The sequence below is a fragment of the Collinsella sp. AF18-8LB genome (assembly GCF_003459795.1).
GTDB lineage: Bacteria > Actinomycetota > Coriobacteriia > Coriobacteriales > Coriobacteriaceae > Collinsella.
This window is the reverse complement of the sequence record NZ_QRWU01000001.1, coordinates 802355-822824: the sequence shown is the minus strand read 5'-3', so window position 1 is coordinate 822824 and position 20470 is coordinate 802355. Positions and strand designations below refer to the sequence as shown.

General features: G+C 56.1%; 22 protein-coding genes. 9 read left to right on the top strand and 13 right to left on the bottom strand.

Annotation, left to right across the window (positions count from 1 at the left end; translation table 11 throughout):
- Window positions 1-90 precede the first annotated feature (90 nt).
- The 6 genes from DWX25_RS03645 (at window position 91) to DWX25_RS03620 (ending at window position 4940) form a co-directional block, all read left to right on the top strand.
- The gene (locus tag DWX25_RS03645) at window positions 91-795 is read left to right on the top strand and encodes a CDP-alcohol phosphatidyltransferase family protein (protein WP_117799111.1); all 705 of its coding nucleotides are present in this window, start codon (window positions 91-93) and stop codon (window positions 793-795) included.
- Between the two features lie 66 nt (window positions 796-861).
- Window positions 862-1296, top strand: coding sequence for an FHA domain-containing protein (locus DWX25_RS03640; RefSeq protein WP_199406639.1), 435 nt, complete (start codon window positions 862-864; stop codon window positions 1294-1296).
- 3 nt (window positions 1297-1299) lie between these two features.
- Window positions 1300-2178: a MerR family transcriptional regulator gene (locus DWX25_RS03635; protein ID WP_117735206.1), complete on the top strand. Its 879-nt coding sequence runs from the start codon at window positions 1300-1302 to the stop codon at window positions 2176-2178.
- 40 nt (window positions 2179-2218) lie between these two features.
- Entirely contained in the window at window positions 2219-2749 is a 531-nt protein-coding gene (locus DWX25_RS03630; RefSeq protein WP_117735205.1) for an adenine phosphoribosyltransferase, read from the top strand.
- Between the two features lie 32 nt (window positions 2750-2781).
- Window positions 2782-3909, top strand: a complete 1128-nt coding sequence (locus tag DWX25_RS09765) for an NlpC/P60 family protein (RefSeq protein WP_199412303.1) — start codon at window positions 2782-2784, stop codon at window positions 3907-3909.
- Window positions 3910-4073: 164 nt separating this feature from the next.
- The gene (locus tag DWX25_RS03620) at window positions 4074-4940 is read left to right on the top strand and encodes a DegV family protein (protein ID WP_117735204.1); all 867 of its coding nucleotides are present in this window, start codon (window positions 4074-4076) and stop codon (window positions 4938-4940) included.
- A 71-nt stretch (window positions 4941-5011) separates the two neighbouring features.
- On the opposite strand, the gene DWX25_RS03615 is transcribed toward DWX25_RS03620, so the two are convergent.
- A complete protein-coding gene (locus DWX25_RS03615) occupies window positions 5012-5623 on the bottom strand; it encodes a DUF1836 domain-containing protein (protein WP_199412302.1) in 612 nt (203 codons plus the stop codon).
- Window positions 5624-5777: 154 nt separating this feature from the next.
- Window positions 5778-6716, bottom strand: coding sequence for an NAD(P)/FAD-dependent oxidoreductase (locus tag DWX25_RS03610; RefSeq protein WP_117742763.1), 939 nt, complete (start codon window positions 6714-6716; stop codon window positions 5778-5780).
- 118 nt (window positions 6717-6834) lie between these two features.
- Between DWX25_RS03610 and DWX25_RS03605 the strand changes: the two genes are divergently transcribed.
- Window positions 6835-8136 carry a glycosyltransferase gene (locus DWX25_RS03605; protein WP_117799110.1) on the top strand — a complete coding sequence of 434 codons (1302 nt, stop codon included), beginning with the start codon at window positions 6835-6837 and terminating at the stop codon, window positions 8134-8136.
- Between the two features lie 460 nt (window positions 8137-8596).
- Here DWX25_RS03605 and dut read toward each other — a convergent pair whose 3' ends face one another.
- From dut to DWX25_RS03590, 3 genes are read right to left on the bottom strand one after another with little or no spacing between them, the layout of a single operon-like run.
- A complete protein-coding gene (gene dut / locus DWX25_RS03600; protein ID WP_117799109.1) occupies window positions 8597-9040 on the bottom strand; it encodes a dUTP diphosphatase in 444 nt (147 codons plus the stop codon).
- Between the two features lie 4 nt (window positions 9041-9044).
- On the bottom strand, window positions 9045-9488 hold the full coding sequence (gene nrdR, locus DWX25_RS03595) for a transcriptional regulator NrdR (protein ID WP_117742760.1): 444 nt from the start codon (window positions 9486-9488) through the stop codon (window positions 9045-9047).
- 51 nt (window positions 9489-9539) lie between these two features.
- On the bottom strand, window positions 9540-9989 hold the full coding sequence (locus DWX25_RS03590) for a LysM peptidoglycan-binding domain-containing protein (protein ID WP_158557585.1): 450 nt from the start codon (window positions 9987-9989) through the stop codon (window positions 9540-9542).
- Between the two features lie 163 nt (window positions 9990-10152).
- Between DWX25_RS03590 and lexA the strand changes: the two genes are divergently transcribed.
- Window positions 10153-10797, top strand: coding sequence for a transcriptional repressor LexA (gene lexA, locus DWX25_RS03585; protein ID WP_117762985.1), 645 nt, complete (start codon window positions 10153-10155; stop codon window positions 10795-10797).
- Complete coding sequence (locus DWX25_RS03580; protein ID WP_117799107.1) at window positions 10797-11501, top strand: heparan-alpha-glucosaminide N-acetyltransferase; 705 nt, start codon at window positions 10797-10799, stop codon at window positions 11499-11501. The genes lexA and DWX25_RS03580 overlap by 1 nt, the downstream gene beginning before the upstream one ends.
- Here DWX25_RS03580 and hflX read toward each other — a convergent pair.
- The 8 genes from hflX to recA form a co-directional block, all read right to left on the bottom strand.
- Window positions 11486-12775: a GTPase HflX gene (gene hflX / locus DWX25_RS03575; protein WP_117799106.1), complete on the bottom strand. Its 1290-nt coding sequence runs from the start codon at window positions 12773-12775 to the stop codon at window positions 11486-11488. The two genes, DWX25_RS03580 and hflX, sit on opposite strands and share 16 nt — an antisense overlap.
- Window positions 12775-13713, bottom strand: a complete 939-nt coding sequence (gene miaA / locus DWX25_RS03570; protein ID WP_117799105.1) for a tRNA (adenosine(37)-N6)-dimethylallyltransferase MiaA — start codon at window positions 13711-13713, stop codon at window positions 12775-12777. Before miaA ends, hflX begins: the two co-directional genes overlap by 1 nt.
- Complete coding sequence (gene miaB, locus DWX25_RS03565; RefSeq protein ID WP_117799104.1) at window positions 13713-15083, bottom strand: tRNA (N6-isopentenyl adenosine(37)-C2)-methylthiotransferase MiaB; 1371 nt, start codon at window positions 15081-15083, stop codon at window positions 13713-13715. The genes miaA and miaB overlap by 1 nt, the downstream gene beginning before the upstream one ends.
- 49 nt (window positions 15084-15132) lie before the next feature.
- The gene (locus tag DWX25_RS03560) at window positions 15133-15450 is read right to left on the bottom strand and encodes a stage V sporulation protein S (RefSeq protein ID WP_117799103.1); all 318 of its coding nucleotides are present in this window, start codon (window positions 15448-15450) and stop codon (window positions 15133-15135) included.
- A 74-nt stretch (window positions 15451-15524) separates the two neighbouring features.
- The gene (locus tag DWX25_RS03555) at window positions 15525-16610 is read right to left on the bottom strand and encodes an ATP-binding protein (RefSeq protein WP_117799102.1); all 1086 of its coding nucleotides are present in this window, start codon (window positions 16608-16610) and stop codon (window positions 15525-15527) included.
- Window position 16611: 1 nt separating this feature from the next.
- Window positions 16612-18162 carry a ribonuclease Y gene (rny, locus tag DWX25_RS03550; protein WP_117735194.1) on the bottom strand — a complete coding sequence of 517 codons (1551 nt, stop codon included), beginning with the start codon at window positions 18160-18162 and terminating at the stop codon, window positions 16612-16614.
- A 273-nt stretch (window positions 18163-18435) separates the two neighbouring features.
- Window positions 18436-19113, bottom strand: coding sequence for a regulatory protein RecX (locus tag DWX25_RS03545; RefSeq protein WP_117762991.1), 678 nt, complete (start codon window positions 19111-19113; stop codon window positions 18436-18438).
- Between the two features lie 11 nt (window positions 19114-19124).
- Window positions 19125-20288 (bottom strand): recombinase RecA, encoded by a 1164-nt coding sequence (gene recA / locus DWX25_RS03540; RefSeq protein WP_304485477.1) that lies wholly within the window; start codon window positions 20286-20288, stop codon window positions 19125-19127.
- Window positions 20289-20470 lie beyond the last annotated feature (182 nt).

Sequence of the window (20470 nt, the reverse complement as noted above, 5' to 3'; positions counted from 1 at the left end):
ATGTCTGGACTCTCTATGCTTACGCTGGATAGACATCGCCAGAACGGGTATAGTATCGAAAGTTTTGTCGTTAACCAGCGGGGGAGTCCTGTGGGCATCAAAAAGAAGATCAAAAAGGAGCTTATCGGCACTTCCGATTACCCGTCGAATAAGATCTTTACGATCTCCAATTTCATCACCTTTACGCGCCTGATCCTCACCCTGGTATTTCTGTACCTGTTTGTGACGGATAACAACCGCGTCATCGCCATCGTTATCTACGCCGTTGCCGCCTCCACCGACTGGATGGACGGGCAGATCGCCCGCATGACTAAGACGGTCTCGTGGCTCGGCAAGGTTATGGATCCCATTTGCGATCGCGCGCTGCTGTTCACCGGCGTACTTGGCCTGGTGGTCCGCGGAGAGCTGCCCATCTGGGTCTGCGTGCTCATTATAGGCCGCGACATCTATCTGGGCATCGGCACGCTTATCGTGCGTCATTATCACCGTCGCCCCATCGATGTCGTCTTTCCCGGAAAAATTGCCACTGCGCTGCTCATGACCGGCTTCTCGCTCATGCTGCTCGGGTTCCCCGTTGTTGACGGCCTGCGCCTTTTACCTCCAACCCTCACGGCCTTCCCGGGCCTCAACGGAAGCTCGGTGCCCCTCGGCATCTTCTTTGTGTATGGTGGTGTGATCTTCTCCATGCTCACCGCTGTCATCTACTCCATTAAGGGCAGTGTGGCCATTAAACAGGCTCTCGCGCATCCCGAGGACGAGGACATCGACTTTCTTAACCCCGAAATCGAAGACTGATTCGTTGGGGTATGATTACGTACGGTTCATTATTTGCGGCACGTCCGCGATAAGTTAGGGGTTGTCATGGACAACATGGTTAACAATATACCTCAGAATGATAAGACTGCTGACGCTACCTGCGTATTCCGCGTGCCTTCAAGCGACGTCACCGTTCCCGACCTCATGGCCAACGTGCGCATCACCGCCCCCGTTCTGTCCATCGTCAAGGGTCCGCAGACTGGTGCCGCCTTTGAGCTCGAGGACGACGTGACCACCATCGGCCGCGATCCCGCGAATGGCATCTTCCTCAACGACATGACTGTCTCGCGCAGCCACGCACGCATTATTCGTGAGGGCCTGGGCGCCCGTATTGAGGATCTGGGCTCGCTCAATGGCACCTGGGTCGACGGTGCCATTGTCAACGCGGCTCCGCTGCACGACGGCTCTTCCGTTCAGATCGGTACGTTTACGCTCATCTACCACGAGAGCACGCCGGAGCGCATCGAAACCGGTGAGTAGGGCATGGCCGAACGCAACTATCTGAGTATCGGCCAAGTCGTCAACCTGCTTCGAGGCGCATACCCCGATCTTTCGAACTCAAAAATTAGATTTCTAGAAGATGAGGGGCTCATTACCCCTCATCGTACGCCTAAGGGATACCGTCAGTACTCCAAGGAGGACGTTGACCGCCTGGAGGTCATCCTGCACCTGCAGAAGACCCGCTATATGCCGCTCAACGTGATTAAGCAGCGCTTGGAAAACGCCACGGACCTGTCAACGCTCGCCTACGAGGTGGGCTTGCTGTCCGATGTTCCGCTTAAGACAGAGCCCAAGGAGACCAAACAAAAGCTGCATCCCATCGAGACCATTCCCGATATGCTGGGCGTCGAGATCTCGTTTATCCGCTCGCTCGCCGAGAACGACCTCATTCGCATCATCAAAAGTCCGCAGAACCGTGAACTCGTCGATGGTCGCGATTTTCCGATCATCCGCTACTGCTCCGAGCTGTCACGCTTCCATATCGAGCCGCGCAACCTGCGTCAGTACGTGTCTTCCGCCAACCGCGAATCCTCGATGTTTGAGCAAGTGCTCGTAAGCATGCTCGGCATGGATACCTCCGATGACGAGCGCGACGCCAAGCTCGAGCGTGCGTTTAAGAAGCTTCACGACCTGACGGAAGGCGTGCACACCGCGTTGCTCAAGAACCGCGTTTTTGAGTCGCTCAACGCCGTGGTCGAGGATGCCGACATCGATGCACTCGATGAGGAAATCGCTCGCTCCGAGTCCACCAAGGCCAAAAACGAAGAAGCTGCCGCGCCGGCTTCACACGAGGATTCTCTCGTAAAGCCGCTCAAGGTCGTCGCCCCCTCGCAATCCGACACTGTCACCGCGGGCAAATAACAGCTACCGCTTATCCGGCAACCCATTGAAAGGTCATGCAATGTACGACTTCGAATCTCAAATCGTCGACATCCCCGACTATCCCGAGCCCGGAGTCATCTTTAAAGACATCACGCCGCTCTTTGGCAATCCCGAGGCACTGAAGGCCATGGTGGATGCGCTGGCCGAGCATTTTGCCGACATGGGCATTACTAAGGTCGTTGGCCCCGAGGCCCGTGGCTTTATGGTTGGCGTACCGGTGGCTGTAGCCCTTGGCGCCGGCTTTGTTCCCGCACGTAAACCGGGCAAGCTACCGCGCGAGACCGTGAGCCAGAGCTATGAGCTCGAATACGGAACGGATTCCATTGAGATCCATGCCGACGCTATCAGCTCTAAAGATACCGTGTTGATTCTGGACGACTTGGTCGCGACGGGCGGAACCGTCGAGGCAACAGGTAAACTGGTGCGAGATATGGGCGCAAAGCTTGTCGGTTACGGTTGTATCCTTGAGCTTGCGTTTCTCAACCCGCGCGAGAAGCTCACGCCGTCTGATGACGATGTGGAGCTCTTTAGCCTGGTGACGGTGAACTAGCCGTTACCCTTAGTTACTGGAAAGGAAGCTACATGCGCACAGCAAACACGCACAAAAACATGGCACGCTGCGCTGCTACGGCAACCCTCGCTTGTGTTTTGGGCTTGGGCCTCGCGGCTCCTGCCTACGCCGATACCGCATCCGACCTTGCCGCTGCTCGTACGAAGCTCGAGCAGATCGGTACCCAAACCCAGCAGATTTACGATGAGCTCGCCACGCAGACGCAGGCGCTCGACCAGACTGCTGGCGAGATCACGCAAAAGCAGCAGGAGATCGCCGATGGTCAGGCCAAGCTCTCGACCTATGTCGCCGGCGAGTACAAAACCGGCGGTCTGAGCCTGCTTCAGGTTCTGACCGGCGTCGATGACCTGAGCGATATGCTCAACCGTCTGTTCTACTACGGCAAAGTTTCCGATAAGCAGGCTCAGACCATTCAAGAGGTTAAGGAGCTTAAGCAGCAGCTCACCGATAAGCAGGCCGAGCAGGAGAAGAACGTCGCCACCACGCAAAAGAAGGTCGACGAGCTTAACGCCCAGCAGGCTGAAGCCCAGAACGTCGTAAACTCTCTGGATTCTCAGCTGCAGGCTGAGCTTGCCGCCGAGGCCGAGGCCAACGCCGCGCTGCAGGCCGGCATCAACGCCAGTACCGCCGAGAAGGCCACGGTGAGCAACGAGACTGCCGGTACGACCGAAAACACCAACAACGGTGGCCAGACCAGCAATAACAGCAACCAGGGCGGCAACACTCCGGCTCCTACGCCGGCACCTGCTCCGACGCCGCAGCCCTCCACGCCTGCTCCGGCTCCGACGCCTTCCGTTCCGAGCCAGTCCGTCGATGGCGGTTCTGTTGTCTCGCGTGCATACAGTAAGCTTGGTTGTGCTTATTCCTGGGGCGGAATTGGCCCGAACAGCTTCGACTGCTCTGGTTTTGTTAGCTACTGCCTCACTGGTCGCTATTGTCGCCTGGGCACCACGGGCACCTTTATGGGCTGGACGCGTGTGTCCGATCCGCAGCCCGGTGACGTTGTGGTCAACTCGTACCACACCGGCATTTACATCGGTGGTGGTCAGATGATTCATGCTTCCGACTACAACACGGGTGTTATCATCAGCTCCGTTGCCGCCGGCATGAACAACAACTATATCTTCGTTCGCTACTAAGTATTCAGATAAAACAAACGGAGATGGACCTCGTGGCTTTGAGTCATGGGGTCCATTCTTTTGCCTTTAGTGCAGGCCGCTATCTAGTTTTGAATACTAGATAGCGGCCCAATCGGTCAGCAAGAAGGCTATAATTGTATGGGAGCAATTAGAAAGGACCCTCTATGAGCTGGGCACTTATCTCAGATTCAAGCTGCAACCTCCGCGATTGGCAACCGACCGCACCCCATACCACCTTTGCATTTGCGCCCCTCAAAATTCGAGTGGGGGAGCGTGAATTCGTCGATGATCTTTCGCTCGACGTTCATGAGCTCAACTGCGCTGTTCAGGCGGAGACGAGCGCTTCTTCGAGCGCTTGTCCCAGCGTAGGGGAGTGGGTCGAGCTCTTCAAATTGGCAGACAAGACCATCTGCATGCCGATCTCTGAAGGCGTGTCGGGCAGCTACAACGCGGCAGCCACGGCTCGCGATATGGTTCTTGCCGAGGAACCGGACCGCAATATTCATCTTGTCAATTCACGCGCAGCTGGCGGCAAAATGGACCTGATCTTCCTGCTGTTCGACCGTTATCTCGCAAGCAATCCGGATGTCTCATTCGAGGATGCTTGCGCATACTTCGATAGCCTTGAGCAGAACAGCAAAATCCTCTTCAGCTTGTGCAATTACGAAAACCTCGCCAAGGCCGGACGTATCCCTAAGGCAGCCGGCGTCATTGCCAACAAGCTCAATATTCGCATTTTGGGCACGGCGAGTGAGGCCGGTAAAATCGAACTCGTCGGACACACCCGTGGCGAAAAGAAGATGTTTGGCAAGATTATCGATACCATGGAGGCCGAAGGCTTTACTGGTGGCGAGGTCGTTATCGACCATGTCGAGAATGAGGCGGGCGCCCAGGCACTTGCCAGCCGCATTGCGGAACACTGGCCCGGCTCCAAGACCACCATCATGCCCTGTAACGGGCTAGATTCATACTATGCCGAGATGCACGGCCTCATTATCGGCTACGGCATGGGCGTGGCTTCGGGCCGATAATGTCCATCAAGACAAACTCATGGGCGGGATAAGGGGCCAGCGCTCTTTATCCCGCCCGTTTTATACGACGGCTAGCTATTAAACCCGTTGAACTTGAGATAGCTCATCAGGTACGACTTCGAAACGAAGGACGATACCGCACTGCGTACGAGCAGCGATTCGCGCGTAACCTGGTGTGCGCTATCGGGCACGGGAGTCTGCTCGACGGAAAACGCCGCACGAATCGATGCCTCAAGTTGATCGACCACATAATCGAATGCCGTCGGAGTGTCATAGCTCAAGCGCTGAATATTAAAGAGCGCCTGAACCGCAGCGATGGGCAGCACCTGCTTAAAGATACAAATGGCGATGAGACGCGCAATCTGTTCTCGGCCATATTGCTTTTTGACCGGAGCAGGTACCAGGCCGACCTTCACGTAATTATTGATCATCGATGGCGTAATGACTGGCTGCTCCACGCAAATGGACAGCGGCTCCATCCACAGCGCGACATATTCAATGACCTGATCGCGGTAGAGCGTCACGTTGGGCAACTGGTCATAGCGAGGCAGACTCAACGTATTAAGTTTGCGCACGATATCGGACTGAATAAATGTATCGGGCAGCACCGTGGGCTGAATATCCTCAGGCTTAATGCTGACAGACGAATCGGACATCGGAATAACGTGGTTAACGTGGTTCATAAAGGTCCTCCGTTCCTTTTCAATATTGTATTCTAGATTTCCCAGTTTTGCATACCACATAGCCGCCAAGAAAATTGGCGGGACAGTGCACTGATGCATCTGTCCCGCCATTTAGTAAATTGATAACAACTTTACATAAGATATATTATCGTACTTATCCACGGAGAAACGCGTATGCGCTCGTTGCTGCTATGGCTCCGTCAGAAACGGCGGTCACAACCTGACGTAAACGCTTGGAACGGATATCGCCGGCTGCGAATAAGCCGGGTGTACGGGTGGCCATCGAATCGTCGGTGACAATGCCGCCGTCAGGAGCCAGATCGACTAGATGCTCAATAAGCTCGGTATGTGGCTGCATCCCCGTAAAGACAAAGATGCCAAACGAGCCAAGTTCAAATGACTCGGTATGAGTCTTACCGGATGCATTGTCCTTAAAGGTGATCGTCGTTGGCATGGCTTCGCCCGAGAGCTCCACAATACTAGTTTGGTACCTAACTGTAATATTGTCCTTTTCGAGTACTCTCTGAACAACACCATCAGGCGCACGAAACTGGTCGCGGCGCAGCACGATGGTCACGCTGTTGGCAATGTCTGACAGGAACAGAGCTTCTTCGCATGCCGAATTGCCACCACCGATTACAAAGACCTGTTTGCCGCGGAAGAACATGCCGTCACATGTTGCGCAATATGAAACGCCACGACCGCGATACGTATCCTCGCCAGCGAAACCTGCCGGTCGCGGCGTGGCACCCATGCAAGCGATAACACTCGAGGCCAGCGTATCGCCCGTATCGTGATGCACCGTAAACAGCGCTGCATCGGCATCGTAATCGATACCCGTAACCATGCTCCATGCAACCTGTGCTCCCAGGCCCTCTGCATGCTGCTGAAAACGCTCGCCGAGTTCGGCGCCACTCAAGAGCGGAATGCCCGGATAGTTCTCGATCTCATTGGTTGTGGCGATCTGCCCTCCCGACATGCCCTGCTCAATCACGGTCGTCGTCAGGTTGGCACGCGCAGCGTAAATAGCGGCAGCATAGCCCGCGGGGCCGCCACCGATAATCGCAACATCGATCGGCTGATCGGTAGTCATGGAATATCCTCTCGTCGAAACATTGACGTTCTTTGCGCTCATACCCAAATTTACGTGAACATGACACTCATGCACTACAATGATAAATCCGTGTCACAACGTCGAAGGGGAGTTATCGATGGATCAAACGCAGACGAGCGACGACGCTCCCCTGCTCACACACAGCACTCCCCAATCGGAGCAAACAGCGCTCTTGGCTCAGCAAAAACCTCTCGTGACCATCGTGCACGCCTCGGTCGGCTCAGGCCATAAGGCCGCCGCAAATGCGATTGCGCAGGCATTCGACCTCATCCGCGGCACCAATGGCATCCCCGAGGATGTTGAGATTGAAGTGCTCGATATCCTTGATTTTGGACGTATTAAATTCGACGGCAATAAGACCGCGGCTTCGTTTACGGGAGCCACACGCCCCATTTACGACCTGACCTGGAGATATACACTTACGGGACATCTTCTCTGGGGTGGCGGCACGGCATGGTCACGAATCATGTTCCCCGCCTTCAACGAATATATTCGTAGCCGCAGGCCCATAGCCGTGGTCGCAACGCACATCACAGCAGCCAATGTTGCCGTGGGTGCCCGCGTAATTACGGGTATCGATTATCCGGTCATCTGCGTACCGACCGACTACGAAGTCGAGGGCTGGTGGCCCCACAAGGACACCGATCTATTCTGTGTTGCCAACGAATTTATGTCCGAAACGCTGCGTCCGCGCAAGGTGCCCGAGGCAAAGATTCGCATTACCGGCATTCCTATTCGCACCGGATTCGACACGGATTACGATCGCGAGGAAGAGCTAGCCAAGTTCAACCTCCCCACCGACAAGACCGTCGTGCTGGTTATGGCCGGCGCCAGTTTACCTCAACCGTACGTCCGCTTTCGCGCGGCGATGGACCAGACCCTCCCCTTCCTACGCAGCTTTGAGGACATGCATTTTGTCTTTTTGCCGGGCAAGGATGAGGAATACGCCGCCCGACTCAAGAAGCTCTTCGACGCCATGAAGCTCGAAAACGTCACGGTTCTGGACTACGTGGACGACATGGCGGCCCTCATGCACGGCTGCGACCTGGCAATTCTCAAATCGGGCGGACTCACCGTCACCGAGTGCCTGTGCGCGCATCTGCCGATGATCCTGCTGGGCAAGTCCTATGGCCAGGAAAAGGCCAACACCACGATGCTCACCGGCATGGGCGCCAGCATGCATGTCACCACCGCACGAGAACTCATCGTAACCCTGCGCCACCTGCACGACCATCCCGAATCACTCAAAGCCCTACTCATCAACGGCGAAGTACTACGCCGCCCCCACGCAGCCGAAGACATAGCCATCGCAACCACGGAGCTCGTAGGCAAACCCCAAAAGCGCAAACGAGCCTTCTGCCGCTTCTACTGGGGCGAAAAACCTGCGCATATCCGCTAGTCGAATGTCCGCCGTTCTGCCGGAGCCGCCCTTATATCATTCCATGCTCAAACATTCTCGCGGGGCGCTCGTATCCCTCTCGCCCGCTTCTCACACATATCATTCCATGCTCAAACATTCTCGCTTCGCTTCGCTCGCTGCGAAACTGCGCGTGGAACGATATGTGTGAGAAGCGGGCGAGCGGCTACTCGCTTGAAAACAACAATCAATCTTTCTGATAAGCAGATGCGGCAAAGGAACAGTCCCTTTGCCGCATCTGCTTACTGCAATTAGTTACTTTGGTTCGCCTTTGCAGCTTCAAATTTGGGGATCCGGCGCAGCTGGTAGTGCGTAAACGTAGTTGACCGGCCCGGCCCGCCTATATATCGTCCCACGCGCAGTTTCGCAGCGAAGCGAGAATGTTTGAGCATGGGATGATATATAGGCGGGCCGGGCCGGTCAGCGGACAGTACGTAAACGACTAAGCGACGCCGCTAGAACCGAAACCGCCGGCTCCTCGGTCGGTTTTGTCTAGTTCTTCTACTTCTACTAGGTTGACCGTGGGGACTTCTTGGATGACGAGTTGGGCTATGCGGTCGCCTTTGTTGATTTGGATGTCGTTGGTGGGATCCAGGTTGATGAGGATAACCTTGAGTTCTCCTCGGTAGTGGGCGTCGATGAGGCCCGGCGTGTTAACTATAGACAGGCCCTGCTTGATGGCCAAGCCGCTACGGGGCTGGACAAAGCCGGCGTAGCCATCGGGCAGGGCGATAGCCAGCCCAGTAGAGACCAGACGGCGTTCGAAGGGCTTCAGGACGCAGTCCTCGTTGGAGCGCAAATCCAAGCCGGCATCGGTGGGATGGGCGTATTTGGGAAGCTCGACGGTGGGGTCGAGACGCTTTATGTTGACGGTAATGTTGGACATGGAATCACCTTAACTTGTCGAGCTCTTGCAGAAACTCATCGACGTCTTTGAAATCACGGTAGACCGAGGCAAAGCGGATGTACGCCACCTTGTCGATCTTGGCCAAGCGTTTGAGCACCATATCACCCAACTCATGCGACGTGACGGCCGTAAGCGTGCGAGAGCGCAGCTCGACCTCGATGTCGTCGATAAGCTCATTGAGCTTCTTAGTGTCGATATCACGCTTGATGGTGGCGCGCATCAAGCCGACGAGCAGCTTATTGCGATCGAACCGCTGCTTAGTTCCGTCCGACTTAATGACCTCGATTGGGTCTTCGCATCGCTCGAACGTTGTAAAGCGGTAATTACACGAGCAACATTCGCGACGGCGCTTAATGGTGTTATTTGACTCCTGCATACGGGAATCAACGACGCGGGTATGTGCCTTGCCGCATTTGGGACAGCGCATGGTACCTCCTCTTAAACGATAACAAGGGTACCATGCGCAGCGCGATAATGATTACGAACGAGCAGGAACCTTAAGATGCGCACCGGCGGCGAGCGAACCATGCTCCAGATGATTGACGTTACGGATCATGTCAGAAGTCTCTTGCGTGGAAAGGCCTACGATTGGATATTCCTCGGCAAGCGACCAAAGAGAATCGCCAGGCTGAACGCGAATGGTCTCGTAGGTAACGTTGGAAACGGACTCAGCATACGCGGCGTGACGAGTGCTAAAGATAGACGTAGCAAGGACAAAGAAGAGCGTAAGCGCAACGGCAACGGCGACAATCGTCGAAACCTTTAGGGCGGCGCGGGTAGGCGCGGCTACAGTCTGCTGAATGCGAGCAGGCTGTACTGTCAGAGGCTGAAAGCCAGAGCGGCCACCCCGAACAACCGTAAAAGTGGGTTCTGCAGGCGTCTCGAGCTTAAGGGCGAGGTTTCCCTGGACCATATTCGTTGCATTCATCATGTTCTCCTCTCACGTGTTTTGCTGAGAACAGTTTTATCAAGCCGCGCGGACAAAAATGTCTGGCGCGGGAACGAATGTTCGGTTATTATTATCTTCGAACAGTTGTTCCTGTCAAGCAAAAATCGAACATTTGTTTGACATGGGTAGAGAGGATGCCCTGATGGCTCGCAAAATTACCAAGCGTCAGCAGCAAATTTACGACTTCATCAAGGAATATCAGCAGGAGAAGGGTTATCCGCCCAGCGTGCGCGAGATGGCTTCTGCCGTGGGCCTTTCCTCCCCCAGCACCGTGCACGCCCATCTCTCTGCCCTGGAGGCGCGTGGGCTACTCAAGCGCGATGCCACCAAACCGCGCGCCCTGGAACTCTTTAACGAAGACGGTTCCTCTGTCTCAATTTCTAAATCTGACGAGCCCTCCGCACCTCGCGGGACGGTCTCGCTACCGCTTGTTGGTCGCGTCGCGGCTGGGATCCCCATTCTGGCCGAGCAGAATATCGAAGACACTTTTACCATCCCGACCGAAATCGCCACTGATCAAGGTTCATTTATCCTTGAGGTGCATGGGAACTCAATGATCAATGTCGGCATCTTCAATGGCGATTACATCATCGTCCGCGAACAAAAGAGTGCCATGAACGGCGAAATTGTCGTGGCCATGATTGATGGTTCAGCGACCGTCAAGACGTTCTACAAGGAGCAGGGACGCGTACGCCTGCAGCCTGAGAATGACTCCATGGAGCCTATCTATGCAACGAATCCCGTTATCCTGGGCAAAGTCGTCGGCTTGATGCGCCGGTTCTCGTAATGCAAAAACGCATCACCATCTTTGACACCGTCCGCGGGTTTACGATGATTTCAATGGCAGGTTTTCACGCTTGCTACGATCTCGCGTATCTGTACGACTGGGATATGCCCTGGTTTACCCAGACTGTCTTTCAAGACATCTGGCGCGCCAGCATCAGCTGGGTATTTTTGTTTATCGCGGGTTGGATGTGCACGCTCTCACGCAACAATATCAAACGTGCCGCCAAATACGCCTTAGCAGCACTCGTTGTCTGGTTGGCAACAACACTTGTCTCAGTCGACGATTCGGTTAATTTTGGCATCATCTACTGCATGGCCGCATGCACCGGCATCGTGGCGTTGACCGATCCCGTCCTTAAGAAGATAACGGCGAGATGGGGCATGCCCCTATGCCTTGTGTTGTTCGCCCTCACCTGGAGCATCCCCAAAACGATCTACTCTGTCCCCCACCTGGCGTGGCTGGGATTTCCGAGCCCTGGGTTTGTCTCAGGTGATTACTACCCCATCATCCCGTTTATCTTTATGTATCTTGCAGGATACTTCGCCGCACACATAGCGCAGAGTATCGATAAGACCGTCCCTAGCTGGGCCTACGCCAACCCCCTGCCGGCGCTCGCCAGCCTTGGACGTCACGCTCTCCCCTTTTATCTGCTGCATCAGCCCATCATTCTGGGCATTTTGGAGCTCGTCTACTCGGTGCGATAACGCTCGAGCCGCGGTGCAATACGAGCCGGCAACTTCGCCACAATGCGAACGCCGTCCTCGAGATATTCCTCATGCAGAAGGGTTCCCTGCTCATGCACCAGCGTGATGAGAGCGCCCTCGCGATACGGGATATCAGCGGAGAGCAACACATCGGTGGCAGCTGCCTCGCGAGCAATGCGATCGACGAGATCGTCGAGCCCCTCGCCCGTTTGGGCCGAGAACAGAACGGCTGCTGGATAGCGACGACGGAAACTCAATCGATCAACGCTATCGAGAAGATCGATTTTATTGAATACGGTCAGCGTTAAACGCTCTCCGGCGCCGATCTCATCAAGCACGCGGTCGACAGCCTCCAGCTGCCGCTCATAGTCCTCGTCAGACGCATCTACGACTTTGAGAATTAGATCGGCACCCAACACTTCGGACAGCGTCGATTTAAAGGCATCGACCAGACCATGCGGCAGCTTTTGAATAAAGCCGACGGTATCGGTGATCGTCATGCCGCGACCGCCGGGCAAGCGATACGAACGCGTCGTCGGGTCGAGCGTAGCAAACAGCTTGTCCTGCGAAAGTACCGTAGAGCCGGTCAGGCGATTAAGTAACGTCGATTTACCGGCATTGGTATAACCGGCTAGCGCGACACGAAATGCCGGTGACTCAATGCGACTCTTGGATTGAACGTCGCGACGCTGTTCAACCTGCCTGAGCTCACGACGAAGTGCAGCGATCTTATTACGAATGAGGCGACGGTCGACCTCGAGCTGACTTTCGCCCTGACCAAAGCGTGAGCCGATGCCGCCGCGCGTCTGCTCCTTGGCAAGATGGCTCCACATGCCGCGCAGACGAGGCAACAGATATTGAAGCTGTGCCAGCTGTACCTGTAGGCGTCCCTCACGCGTCTGAGCATGCAGACCAAAGATATCCAAAATCAGTGCTGTACGATCGATAATCTTTACCGGCTCGCCCACGGCTTTCTCCAAATAGGACTGCTGCGAGGGCGTCAGGTCGTCATCAAAAATAACGACATCGGCATCCATGCGATGCACCAGGCCGCAAAGCTCCTCTACTTTACCGGAACCGATAAACGATTTGGGATACGGCTTTACCAAACGCTGAGACAAGCGAGCCACGCACTGGGCACCAGCCGTGTGGGCAAGGCGCTCCAGCTCATCGAGCGAGCGATTGAGCGGCCATGCATTGTCGCGCCACTCAACACCAACTAAAATGGCACGCTCGGGCTCGGGTGCCGTGGGAACAAGGGGGAAACGGGCCATTAGGCAGCCTCAATACGATGCAGGATATCCTCAACGACCTCATCGATCGTACATTCATCCATATCAAACCACACGATACGGTCATCGCGCTTAAACCACGAAAGCTGACGCTTGGCATAACGACGCGAACGCATCTTAATGAGTTCGCGGGCCTCATCCATGCTCATCATGCCATTGAAAACATCGATGATCTCTTTATAACCAATTGCCTGCATCGACGTCAGGGCATCTCCCAGCCCCTGGTCCATAAGACCGCGGACCTCATCGACAAGACCCTGCTCAAACATCAGATCGACGCGCAGATTAATGCGCTCGTAGAGCACCTCGCGATTACGCGTCAGACCAAACCATAGGGCATGATAATGCTCGCGCGGAACACTAAACTGACTTTTTTGCTGTGCATAGGAGATACCATCATCATGCATCTCGAGCGCACGAATCACACGGCGCACGTTATGGGGATGAATAACAGCAGCCGATTCTGGATCGCGCTCGGCAAGCAGGGCATGCAGTTCTCCCTCGCCAATACGCTCGGCAAGCTCCTGATAGCCCGCACGGCGATCGTCCTCAAGTTCACCCGAGGGAAAGTCCATCTCATCGAGGGCTGCCTTGAGATATAGCCCCGTACCTCCGCAAAAAACCGGCAGGCAACCCGAACCAAGGAGACGTTCAACATGAGCGCGAGCGTCAGCCTGATAAAGCGCAGCAGAATATGCCACACCCGGCTCTACAATGTCGACGAGCCGCAGCGGCGCCGTACACTCATCGGGCGCCATCTTTGCGGTACCGATGTCCATGCCGCGATAGATTTGCATCGCATCGCACGACAGCACTTCGGACGAAAGACGAGCTGCCAAACAGTCGGCAACATCGCTCTTACCAACCGCCGTCGGACCGACGATCGCAACGGCGGAAAGACCTGCCCCGGGAGCAACCATTAGCGCGGCTCGCCCACAACGGAGCCGGACAAATACCAGGTCTTGGCAACATCAACGTCGACATCAACGATCTTGCCAACAAGCTGATCGATGCTGTAACCCTCGGGGATAGGCGCATGCACAGTCTGATTCTTGGGACTCTTGCCCAGCAGGACCGCGTCGTTCTTTTTACTCGTTCCCTCAATGAGCGCCGGCACAACGGTGTGCAGCTCACCCTGGTTATACTCGTGTGCCGTGGTCTCGATAACCTTAACCAGGCGGTTGAAACGCTCAAGAATAACCTCATGCGGCGTAGGATCGTCAATCTCGGCGGCCGGGGTACCGGCGCGCTTGGAATAGATGAAGGTATAGGCCTGAGCATAGCGAACCGTCACGGCAAGTGAGAGCGTCTGCTCAAAGTCTTCTTCAGTCTCGCCCGGGAAGCCAACGATAATATCAGTCGAGAGCGCGATATCGGGCATGCGGTTGCGAATGCGATCGACAAGGCCCAGATAGTCCTCGCGTGTATAACGGCGATTCATCTCTTTGAGGATCCGCGTCGAACCTGACTGGACAGCCAGGTGCAGCTGCGGCATAACGGCAGGCGTCTCGGCCATGGCGTCGATGGTCTCGGGCAGCAGGTCCTTGGGATGTGAAGACGTAAAGAAGATGCGCTCCACACCCGAATCGCCCACGGCACGCAGCAGATCGGCAAAACGCGGCTTACCAAACAGATCGCGACCATATGAGTTAACGTTTTGGCCCAGCAGCGTAATCTCACGCACGCCTTGGCGTACCAAACCGGTCACCTCGTCGACAATCTCCTCGAAGGGGCGGCTCTTTTCGCGACCGCGCACGTACGGCACGATACAATAGGTGCAGAAATTATTGCAGCCCGTCATGATGGGCACCCAGGCGTGATACTGGGTCTCGCGATGCCACGGCATACTCATGGCATCCGTATCCTCATGCTCATTGGTGCGAATATGACGCTTGCCGTCAAGGAACGCCTCGGCAATGAGCTCGGCCACATGAGCGATGGAATGTGTACCGAAGATGACGTTGACGTTATCGACGTTGGTAAGCAGACCCTCGCCATCGCGCTGCGCGATGCAACCACCAACGGCAACAACACGTTTGCCCGAAGGCGAAGGCGGCAGGCTCTTGCAAGAGTTGCACTGGCCGTACAGGCGAGTATCGGCGGCCTCGCGCACGCAGCATGTCATGAAGACAACGATATCGGCATGCGCGGGATCGAGCGCCATGAGACAACCATACGAATCGAGCAGACCGCTCACGCGCTCAGAGTCGTGCTGATTCATCTGGCAGCCAAAGGTGCGGATAAAGTAGGTTTTACCGGCAAGAATATCGCGTACGGAACGCTGGTCCATGTGCATAAGTCCTAACGATGAAGGGGAGGCAAATCGAGGCAATCAGAAGCTATGCCACAGGCTTAACATCATCCATGACGACGTTATCCATAGCAGCTCGATTGATCTGGTGAACGTAAATAGAAAGGCGGATGGCCGTGCGCGACTCCCCGTTAATGAGGATGTCGGAGAACACGGGCGCGCAGGAAATATCAAAACCGGTTGGGATCAAAAAACCGCGCGCGATAGCCACGGCCTTAATGGCCTGGTTGACCGCACCGGCGCCGACACACTGAATGTTGACGGGTATACCATCCTTGACCATGCCGGCGATGGCGCCGGCAACGGACGCGGGCGATGATTTGCTTGATACCTTCAGGCAATCCATGAAGAAACTCCTGCGTTTAAAAGTACGTTTTAACTGCAATAACTTTATCGTACCGAGTGGACTCGGTAAAGGCACTATTCCTCTTTGGCAAGATCGAAGGTCACGGTGATTCGATCACGCGAAACGCGAATCTTTGGGTCGCCGCAAAGGTTGAGATAGTACCGGGCGGCAAGGTCATTAAAGTCGCGCTCCACAGCACGCGAAAACTGTGCCATATCATCCTTGGCAATACGTAGCCCGCGACGATCCTTTGCGAGATCGACAGGAGCCGGCGCATGCGAGGACGAATCACGCTCGCGCAGCAGACGCGCGGTCACACCGCGAACGGGCTTAATCTGCCCTGCCAAAATGCGATGAGCCGTGCGCTCGGACATCTCAAGACCCAAACCCGCACAGATACGGATAAAGTCCTCAGCATCAGAGGCAAGGCCTAAACGATCGATAACCGGAAGCTCGCTCTCGTCATCAATGAACAGGAGACGAGACGTATCAAGCCGACTTGACGCCTGAGCATAAAGGGTCGCGGCAATCTCAGACGGAGAGCCCAGATAGACATCGCAACCACGCAACTCCTCGAGCGCAAACTCACAAGCAGCGCGAATAATATTATGCGGACCGCGAGCACAGACATAACGTCCGTCCTCATCCTTGACGGCCTGGGGCCAGCTGGACTGATCGGCACGCTCACTGAGGCGGTCGGCCGCAACGCTCACCTTGAAGGCTGAACCAAGATCGACGCCGGACGTGACCACACGGGCCTCGTCGGTGTTCTGCTTGATCGAAAACAATGCCATGCCACGACCGTGAACGCCCCAACGGTCCATCTTCATGCTCTCGAGCTTGGAGGTAACGCGGGCATCGAAGATTCGCTCTTGCATATCCTGCGGAACGCCCGAACCGTTATCCAGAAAGACAAGCGTGCGGACGCCATCTTCCTTGGTCGTGGCGAGATAGACCTTGTCAGCGCCGGCATCGCGAGCATTACGGAGCATTTCGATGACGATGTCCTCGACATGCTGAATGTCGTGCTTAGCCTGGCGCCGCTCGGCCTCCGAAACGCGGAGGCGGACATACCCCTCGCCAAGGTTCTCCTCGACGCGAAGGTTGCCCTCCCCCGACATCGACGCGATAAATGAGATGAGCTCGTTCGCGTCGCTCATGTTATTTAGCGATATCGACAGCGCGGCTCTCGCGAATCACGACGACGCGCACCTGACCAGGATACTCCATCTCTTCCTCGATCTGATGGGCGATATCGTGAGCCAGAACCGTGGACTGGGCATCGGAAATCTTGTCCGGCTGGACCATGACGTGGACCTCGCGACCGGCCTGCATGGCATAGGTACGTTCGACGCCGTCATGGGAGTTGGCGATCTCCTCGAGCTTCTCAAGACGCTTGATGTAGTTCTCGGCAGACTCGCGACGGGCACCGGGGCGAGAGGCAGAGACAGCATCGGCGGCCTGTACCAGGACATCGAGCACCGTGTTGGGGTCGACATCGGCATGGTGAGCCTCGATAGCATGGACGATAACGGGCTTCTCGCCATAACGACGGGCAAGCTCGGCGCCGATAACGGCATGCGGGCCCTCGACGTCGTGGTCGATTGCCTTGCCCAGGTCATGCAGCAGGCCGGCGCGCTTAGCGGTCACAACGTCCAGGCCAAGCTCGGAAGCCATCACGCCACACAGATCAGAGACCTCGAGAGAGTGCTGAAGCACGTTCTGACCAAACGAGGTACGGTAGCGCAGGGCACCAAGGGTCTTGACGATCTCAGGGTGTAGGTCGTGGATGCCGGTATCGAAGGCAGCCTGCTCGCCAGCCTCGCGCACGCGCTGCTGAACCAGGTCGGCAGCCTTGTAGTACATCTCCTCGATGCGGGCAGGGTGAATGCGGCCGTCGGCGATGAGGTTCTCGAGGGCGACACGGGCGGTCTCACGACGAACTGGGTCGAAGCTCGAAAGAACGACGGTCTCGGGCGTGTCGTCGATCACGAGGTTGACGCCGGAAACCTGCTCAAAGGTCCGGATGTTGCGACCCTCGCGACCAATGATGCGGCCCTTGAGGTCATCAGAGGGAATATGCACGGAGGTAACGGTAACCTCGGCAGTGTGGTCGGCAGCGCAGCGCTGAATCGCCAGGGACAAGATCTCCTGGGCAGTCTTGTGGCACTCGGCGCGAACCTGCTGCTCGGACTCGCGAATGATCGTGGCGGCCTCGTGGGTGACCTCGCCGCGAACCTTATCGAGAAGCTCCTTGTGGGCGTCCTCGCGGGTAAGGTCGGCGATTCGCTCGAGCTCGGAGGTCTGCTTTGCGCAGAGCTCCTCGAGCTCACGGGAGCGTTTCTCGACCTGACCGGCTTGGCTGGACAGCTGATGCTCGCGCTTGTCGAGAGCGTCGTTGCGGCGATCGAGGGATTCCTCGCGCTGCATCACGCGGTTCTCAAGCGTACGAATCTCGTTCTTACGCTGTTTGTCCTCGGCCTCGGCAGCTTGCTTGTTCTTGATGATTTCTTCCTTGGCCTCAAGCAGAGCCTCTTTTTTGAGGGTCTCGGCCTGACGCTTTGCATCACCGATCAAGGACTCAGCCTGTGCATGTGCCGACTGGATCTTTTCGTCGGCCTCGTGAAGACTACCCTGCTTGGCGGTGCGCATGTAGGCAATGGCGGCGATGGCACCCAAAACGATGCCAACGAGCGCTGCGATGATAGGCATGCTCACTCCTTTTTATGGATTCGTTACACAACAAAGCGAACCGTCCTTACGAACGGCTCGCGACATTTGAGTAATATGGGCGCAGCTTATGCGGGTCGGATACAGATAAACATATAAACAAACTCATCACAGATGAGCACATATCACAAAGCAAATGACAGTGTTTATCGTACGTTGAACCACAACAACTGTCAAATAAAATGGCCCCAGTACGGCGGCTAAAACAAGGTGAACGGCAGGGCCACAAAACGCATACGCTTAAAGCGCACATTCCTAGCATTCGGCATCGAGACGCGCCTTAACGGCATCGGCGGCGATGTGATACGAGAAGCCCTTGCCCATCAAAAACCGAACCAGTTTTTCGAATCCGCGCGTCTCTGGAACACGCCGCTTGGCGAGCAGGGCTGACGCACGCGCCAAATCGTCTTCGACAGCAAAATAATCCTCGGGATAACCGGGAATGTCATCGAGCACAACATGACGGCGCTTGAGCTCGGTCTCGATTTTGCGCTGTCCCCAACCGCGCCGCTTGCGTTCCTCGATAAAGTATGAGCAAAAGCGGTTCTCGTCTAAAAAGCGATACTCGGTGGCGCGCTCGACGGCGAAATCGATCGCGGGATGGCGAAAGCCGTAGCGAGCCAACTTGTCACGGACCTCACCCGTCGCATGGTCGCGTCGCGACAACATCTCGGTCACCATGGTGAGAGCACATTTACGCTCGATGAGCTGAACCGCCTCACGAAAGTTATCCCAATCACAGGGAAAATCGGGGCGGTTTTTGACATACAGGCGCGCGACCCGCACGGGAATCCAAATGGACCGCTTAAAACCGCCCTCAAGCTCACAATCGATATGTGCGCAAGGCTTTTTGGACTCATATCCGCTCGAGAACGAGGAGGCAGCCTTCTTATCGGGAAAGACGACCGTGGCCTCGGTCACCGTATACGACATGAGCGTAACCGCTACTCGTCGTCGTCATCGAGCATGGCGGACCCATCGATGGCGTAAAGCTCGTCGAACTCCTCGCCGGAAGGCTGATCCGCAGCCGGCTGATCGGTCAGCTCGACCTCGGACGGAGCATCGTCATCAAACTCAAGTCCGCAGGCAAGGCGAACCTTATGCTCAATCTCGTCGGCGCAATCGGGGTGTTCGCGCAGGAACGCCTTGGCGGCCTCGCGACCGTTGCCGAGCTTGTCCTCGCCATAGGCAAACCAGGAGCCCATCTTCTTGCAAATGCCGCACTCGACAGCCATGTCCAAGATCGAGCCCTCCTTAGAGATGCCTGTGCCGTACATGATGTCGAACTCAGCAGAACGGAACGGAGCTGCCACCTTGTTCTTAACGACCTTGGCGCGCACGCGGTTACCGATAACCTCGTCCTTAAGCTTAATGCTGTCGATACGGCGAATGTCGATACGCACCGAAGAGAAGAACTTAAGGGCGCGGCCGCCCGTCGTGGTCTCGGGGTTGCCGAACATGACGCCGATCTTCTCACGCAGCTGGTTAATGAAGATGCACGTCGTGTTGGACTTGGACAGCGAGCCGGCGAGCTTTCGGAGCGCCTGGCTCATCAGGCGAGCTTGCAAGCCGACCGTGGTATCGCCGATCTCTCCCTCGATCTCGGCACGCGGAGTCAGCGCGGCGACAGAGTCGACGACGATGGCATCGATGGCTCCGGAACGCACGAGCATGTCAACAATCTCGAGCGCCTGCTCACCCGTATCGGGCTGGGAAATGAGCACCTCGTCAATATCCACGCCAATGCGCGCGGCATACGTGGGATCGAGCGCGTGCTCGGCATCGATAAATGCCACAACGCCACCCATTGCCTGGGCCTCGGCCAGGATCTCGAGCGAAAGCGTCGTCTTACCGGAGGACTCGGGACCGTAGATCTCGACAATACGACCGCGCGGCACACCGCCGATACCCAGAGCGGCGTCAAGTGCCAGAGCGCCCGTGGGAATGGCCTCGACCTCGAGCTCGGGGCCGCCGTCACCATACCTCATGATGGAACCTTGACCGAACTTCTTCTCGATCTCGGCCTTGGTGGTGGCGATCATCTCTTCGCGCTCTTTACCCGTCGTGGGTGCATGGACGGTACGTACGGGACCTGAATTCTTGGCCATGAATAGCCCTCCTCTTAACAACCTGCATCGATAATAAACGAACGACTGTTCGTGGTCAACCGTTCAGACCAATCATATGCAGGCAGTCTTTCCAAAACCCAACCAAACGCCGACCAAACACTGGCCAAATGCTTGACCACATAGGGCCAAATAAAAACAAGGAAGGAGAAAATACACCTATG

Excerpts from the sequence above, each read along its gene's own strand:
- hflX (WP_117799106.1), bottom strand. The coding sequence starts at position 12,775 with ATGGCCCGTTTCCCCCTTGTTCCCACGGCACCCGAGCCCGAGCGTGCC.
- rny (WP_117735194.1), bottom strand. The coding sequence starts at position 18,162 with ATGCCTATCATCGCAGCGCTCGTTGGCATCGTTTTGGGTGCCATCGCC.
- DWX25_RS09765 (WP_199412303.1), top strand. The coding sequence starts at position 2,782 with ATGCGCACAGCAAACACGCACAAAAACATGGCACGCTGCGCTGCTACG.
- dut (WP_117799109.1), bottom strand. The coding sequence starts at position 9,040 with ATGTCCAACATTACCGTCAACATAAAGCGTCTCGACCCCACCGTCGAG.
- DWX25_RS03605 (WP_117799110.1), top strand. The coding sequence starts at position 6,835 with ATGGATCAAACGCAGACGAGCGACGACGCTCCCCTGCTCACACACAGC.
- DWX25_RS03635 (WP_117735206.1), top strand. The coding sequence starts at position 1,300 with ATGGCCGAACGCAACTATCTGAGTATCGGCCAAGTCGTCAACCTGCTT.
- DWX25_RS03620 (WP_117735204.1), top strand. The coding sequence starts at position 4,074 with ATGAGCTGGGCACTTATCTCAGATTCAAGCTGCAACCTCCGCGATTGG.
- miaB (WP_117799104.1), bottom strand. The coding sequence starts at position 15,083 with ATGGACCAGCGTTCCGTACGCGATATTCTTGCCGGTAAAACCTACTTT.
- DWX25_RS03615 (WP_199412302.1), bottom strand. The coding sequence starts at position 5,623 with ATGAACCACGTTAACCACGTTATTCCGATGTCCGATTCGTCTGTCAGC.
- DWX25_RS03580 (WP_117799107.1), top strand. The coding sequence starts at position 10,797 with ATGCAAAAACGCATCACCATCTTTGACACCGTCCGCGGGTTTACGATG.
- recA (WP_304485477.1), bottom strand. The coding sequence starts at position 20,288 with ATGGCCAAGAATTCAGGTCCCGTACGTACCGTCCATGCACCCACGACG.
- DWX25_RS03555 (WP_117799102.1), bottom strand. The coding sequence starts at position 16,610 with ATGAGCGACGCGAACGAGCTCATCTCATTTATCGCGTCGATGTCGGGG.
- DWX25_RS03545 (WP_117762991.1), bottom strand. The coding sequence starts at position 19,113 with ATGTCGTATACGGTGACCGAGGCCACGGTCGTCTTTCCCGATAAGAAG.
- DWX25_RS03640 (WP_199406639.1), top strand. The coding sequence starts at position 862 with ATGGACAACATGGTTAACAATATACCTCAGAATGATAAGACTGCTGAC.
- nrdR (WP_117742760.1), bottom strand. The coding sequence starts at position 9,488 with ATGCGCTGTCCCAAATGCGGCAAGGCACATACCCGCGTCGTTGATTCC.
- DWX25_RS03610 (WP_117742763.1), bottom strand. The coding sequence starts at position 6,716 with ATGACTACCGATCAGCCGATCGATGTTGCGATTATCGGTGGCGGCCCC.
- DWX25_RS03630 (WP_117735205.1), top strand. The coding sequence starts at position 2,219 with ATGTACGACTTCGAATCTCAAATCGTCGACATCCCCGACTATCCCGAG.
- DWX25_RS03560 (WP_117799103.1), bottom strand. The coding sequence starts at position 15,450 with ATGGATTGCCTGAAGGTATCAAGCAAATCATCGCCCGCGTCCGTTGCC.
- lexA (WP_117762985.1), top strand. The coding sequence starts at position 10,153 with ATGGCTCGCAAAATTACCAAGCGTCAGCAGCAAATTTACGACTTCATC.
- miaA (WP_117799105.1), bottom strand. The coding sequence starts at position 13,713 with ATGGTTGCTCCCGGGGCAGGTCTTTCCGCCGTTGCGATCGTCGGTCCG.
- DWX25_RS03590 (WP_158557585.1), bottom strand. The coding sequence starts at position 9,989 with ATGAATGCAACGAATATGGTCCAGGGAAACCTCGCCCTTAAGCTCGAG.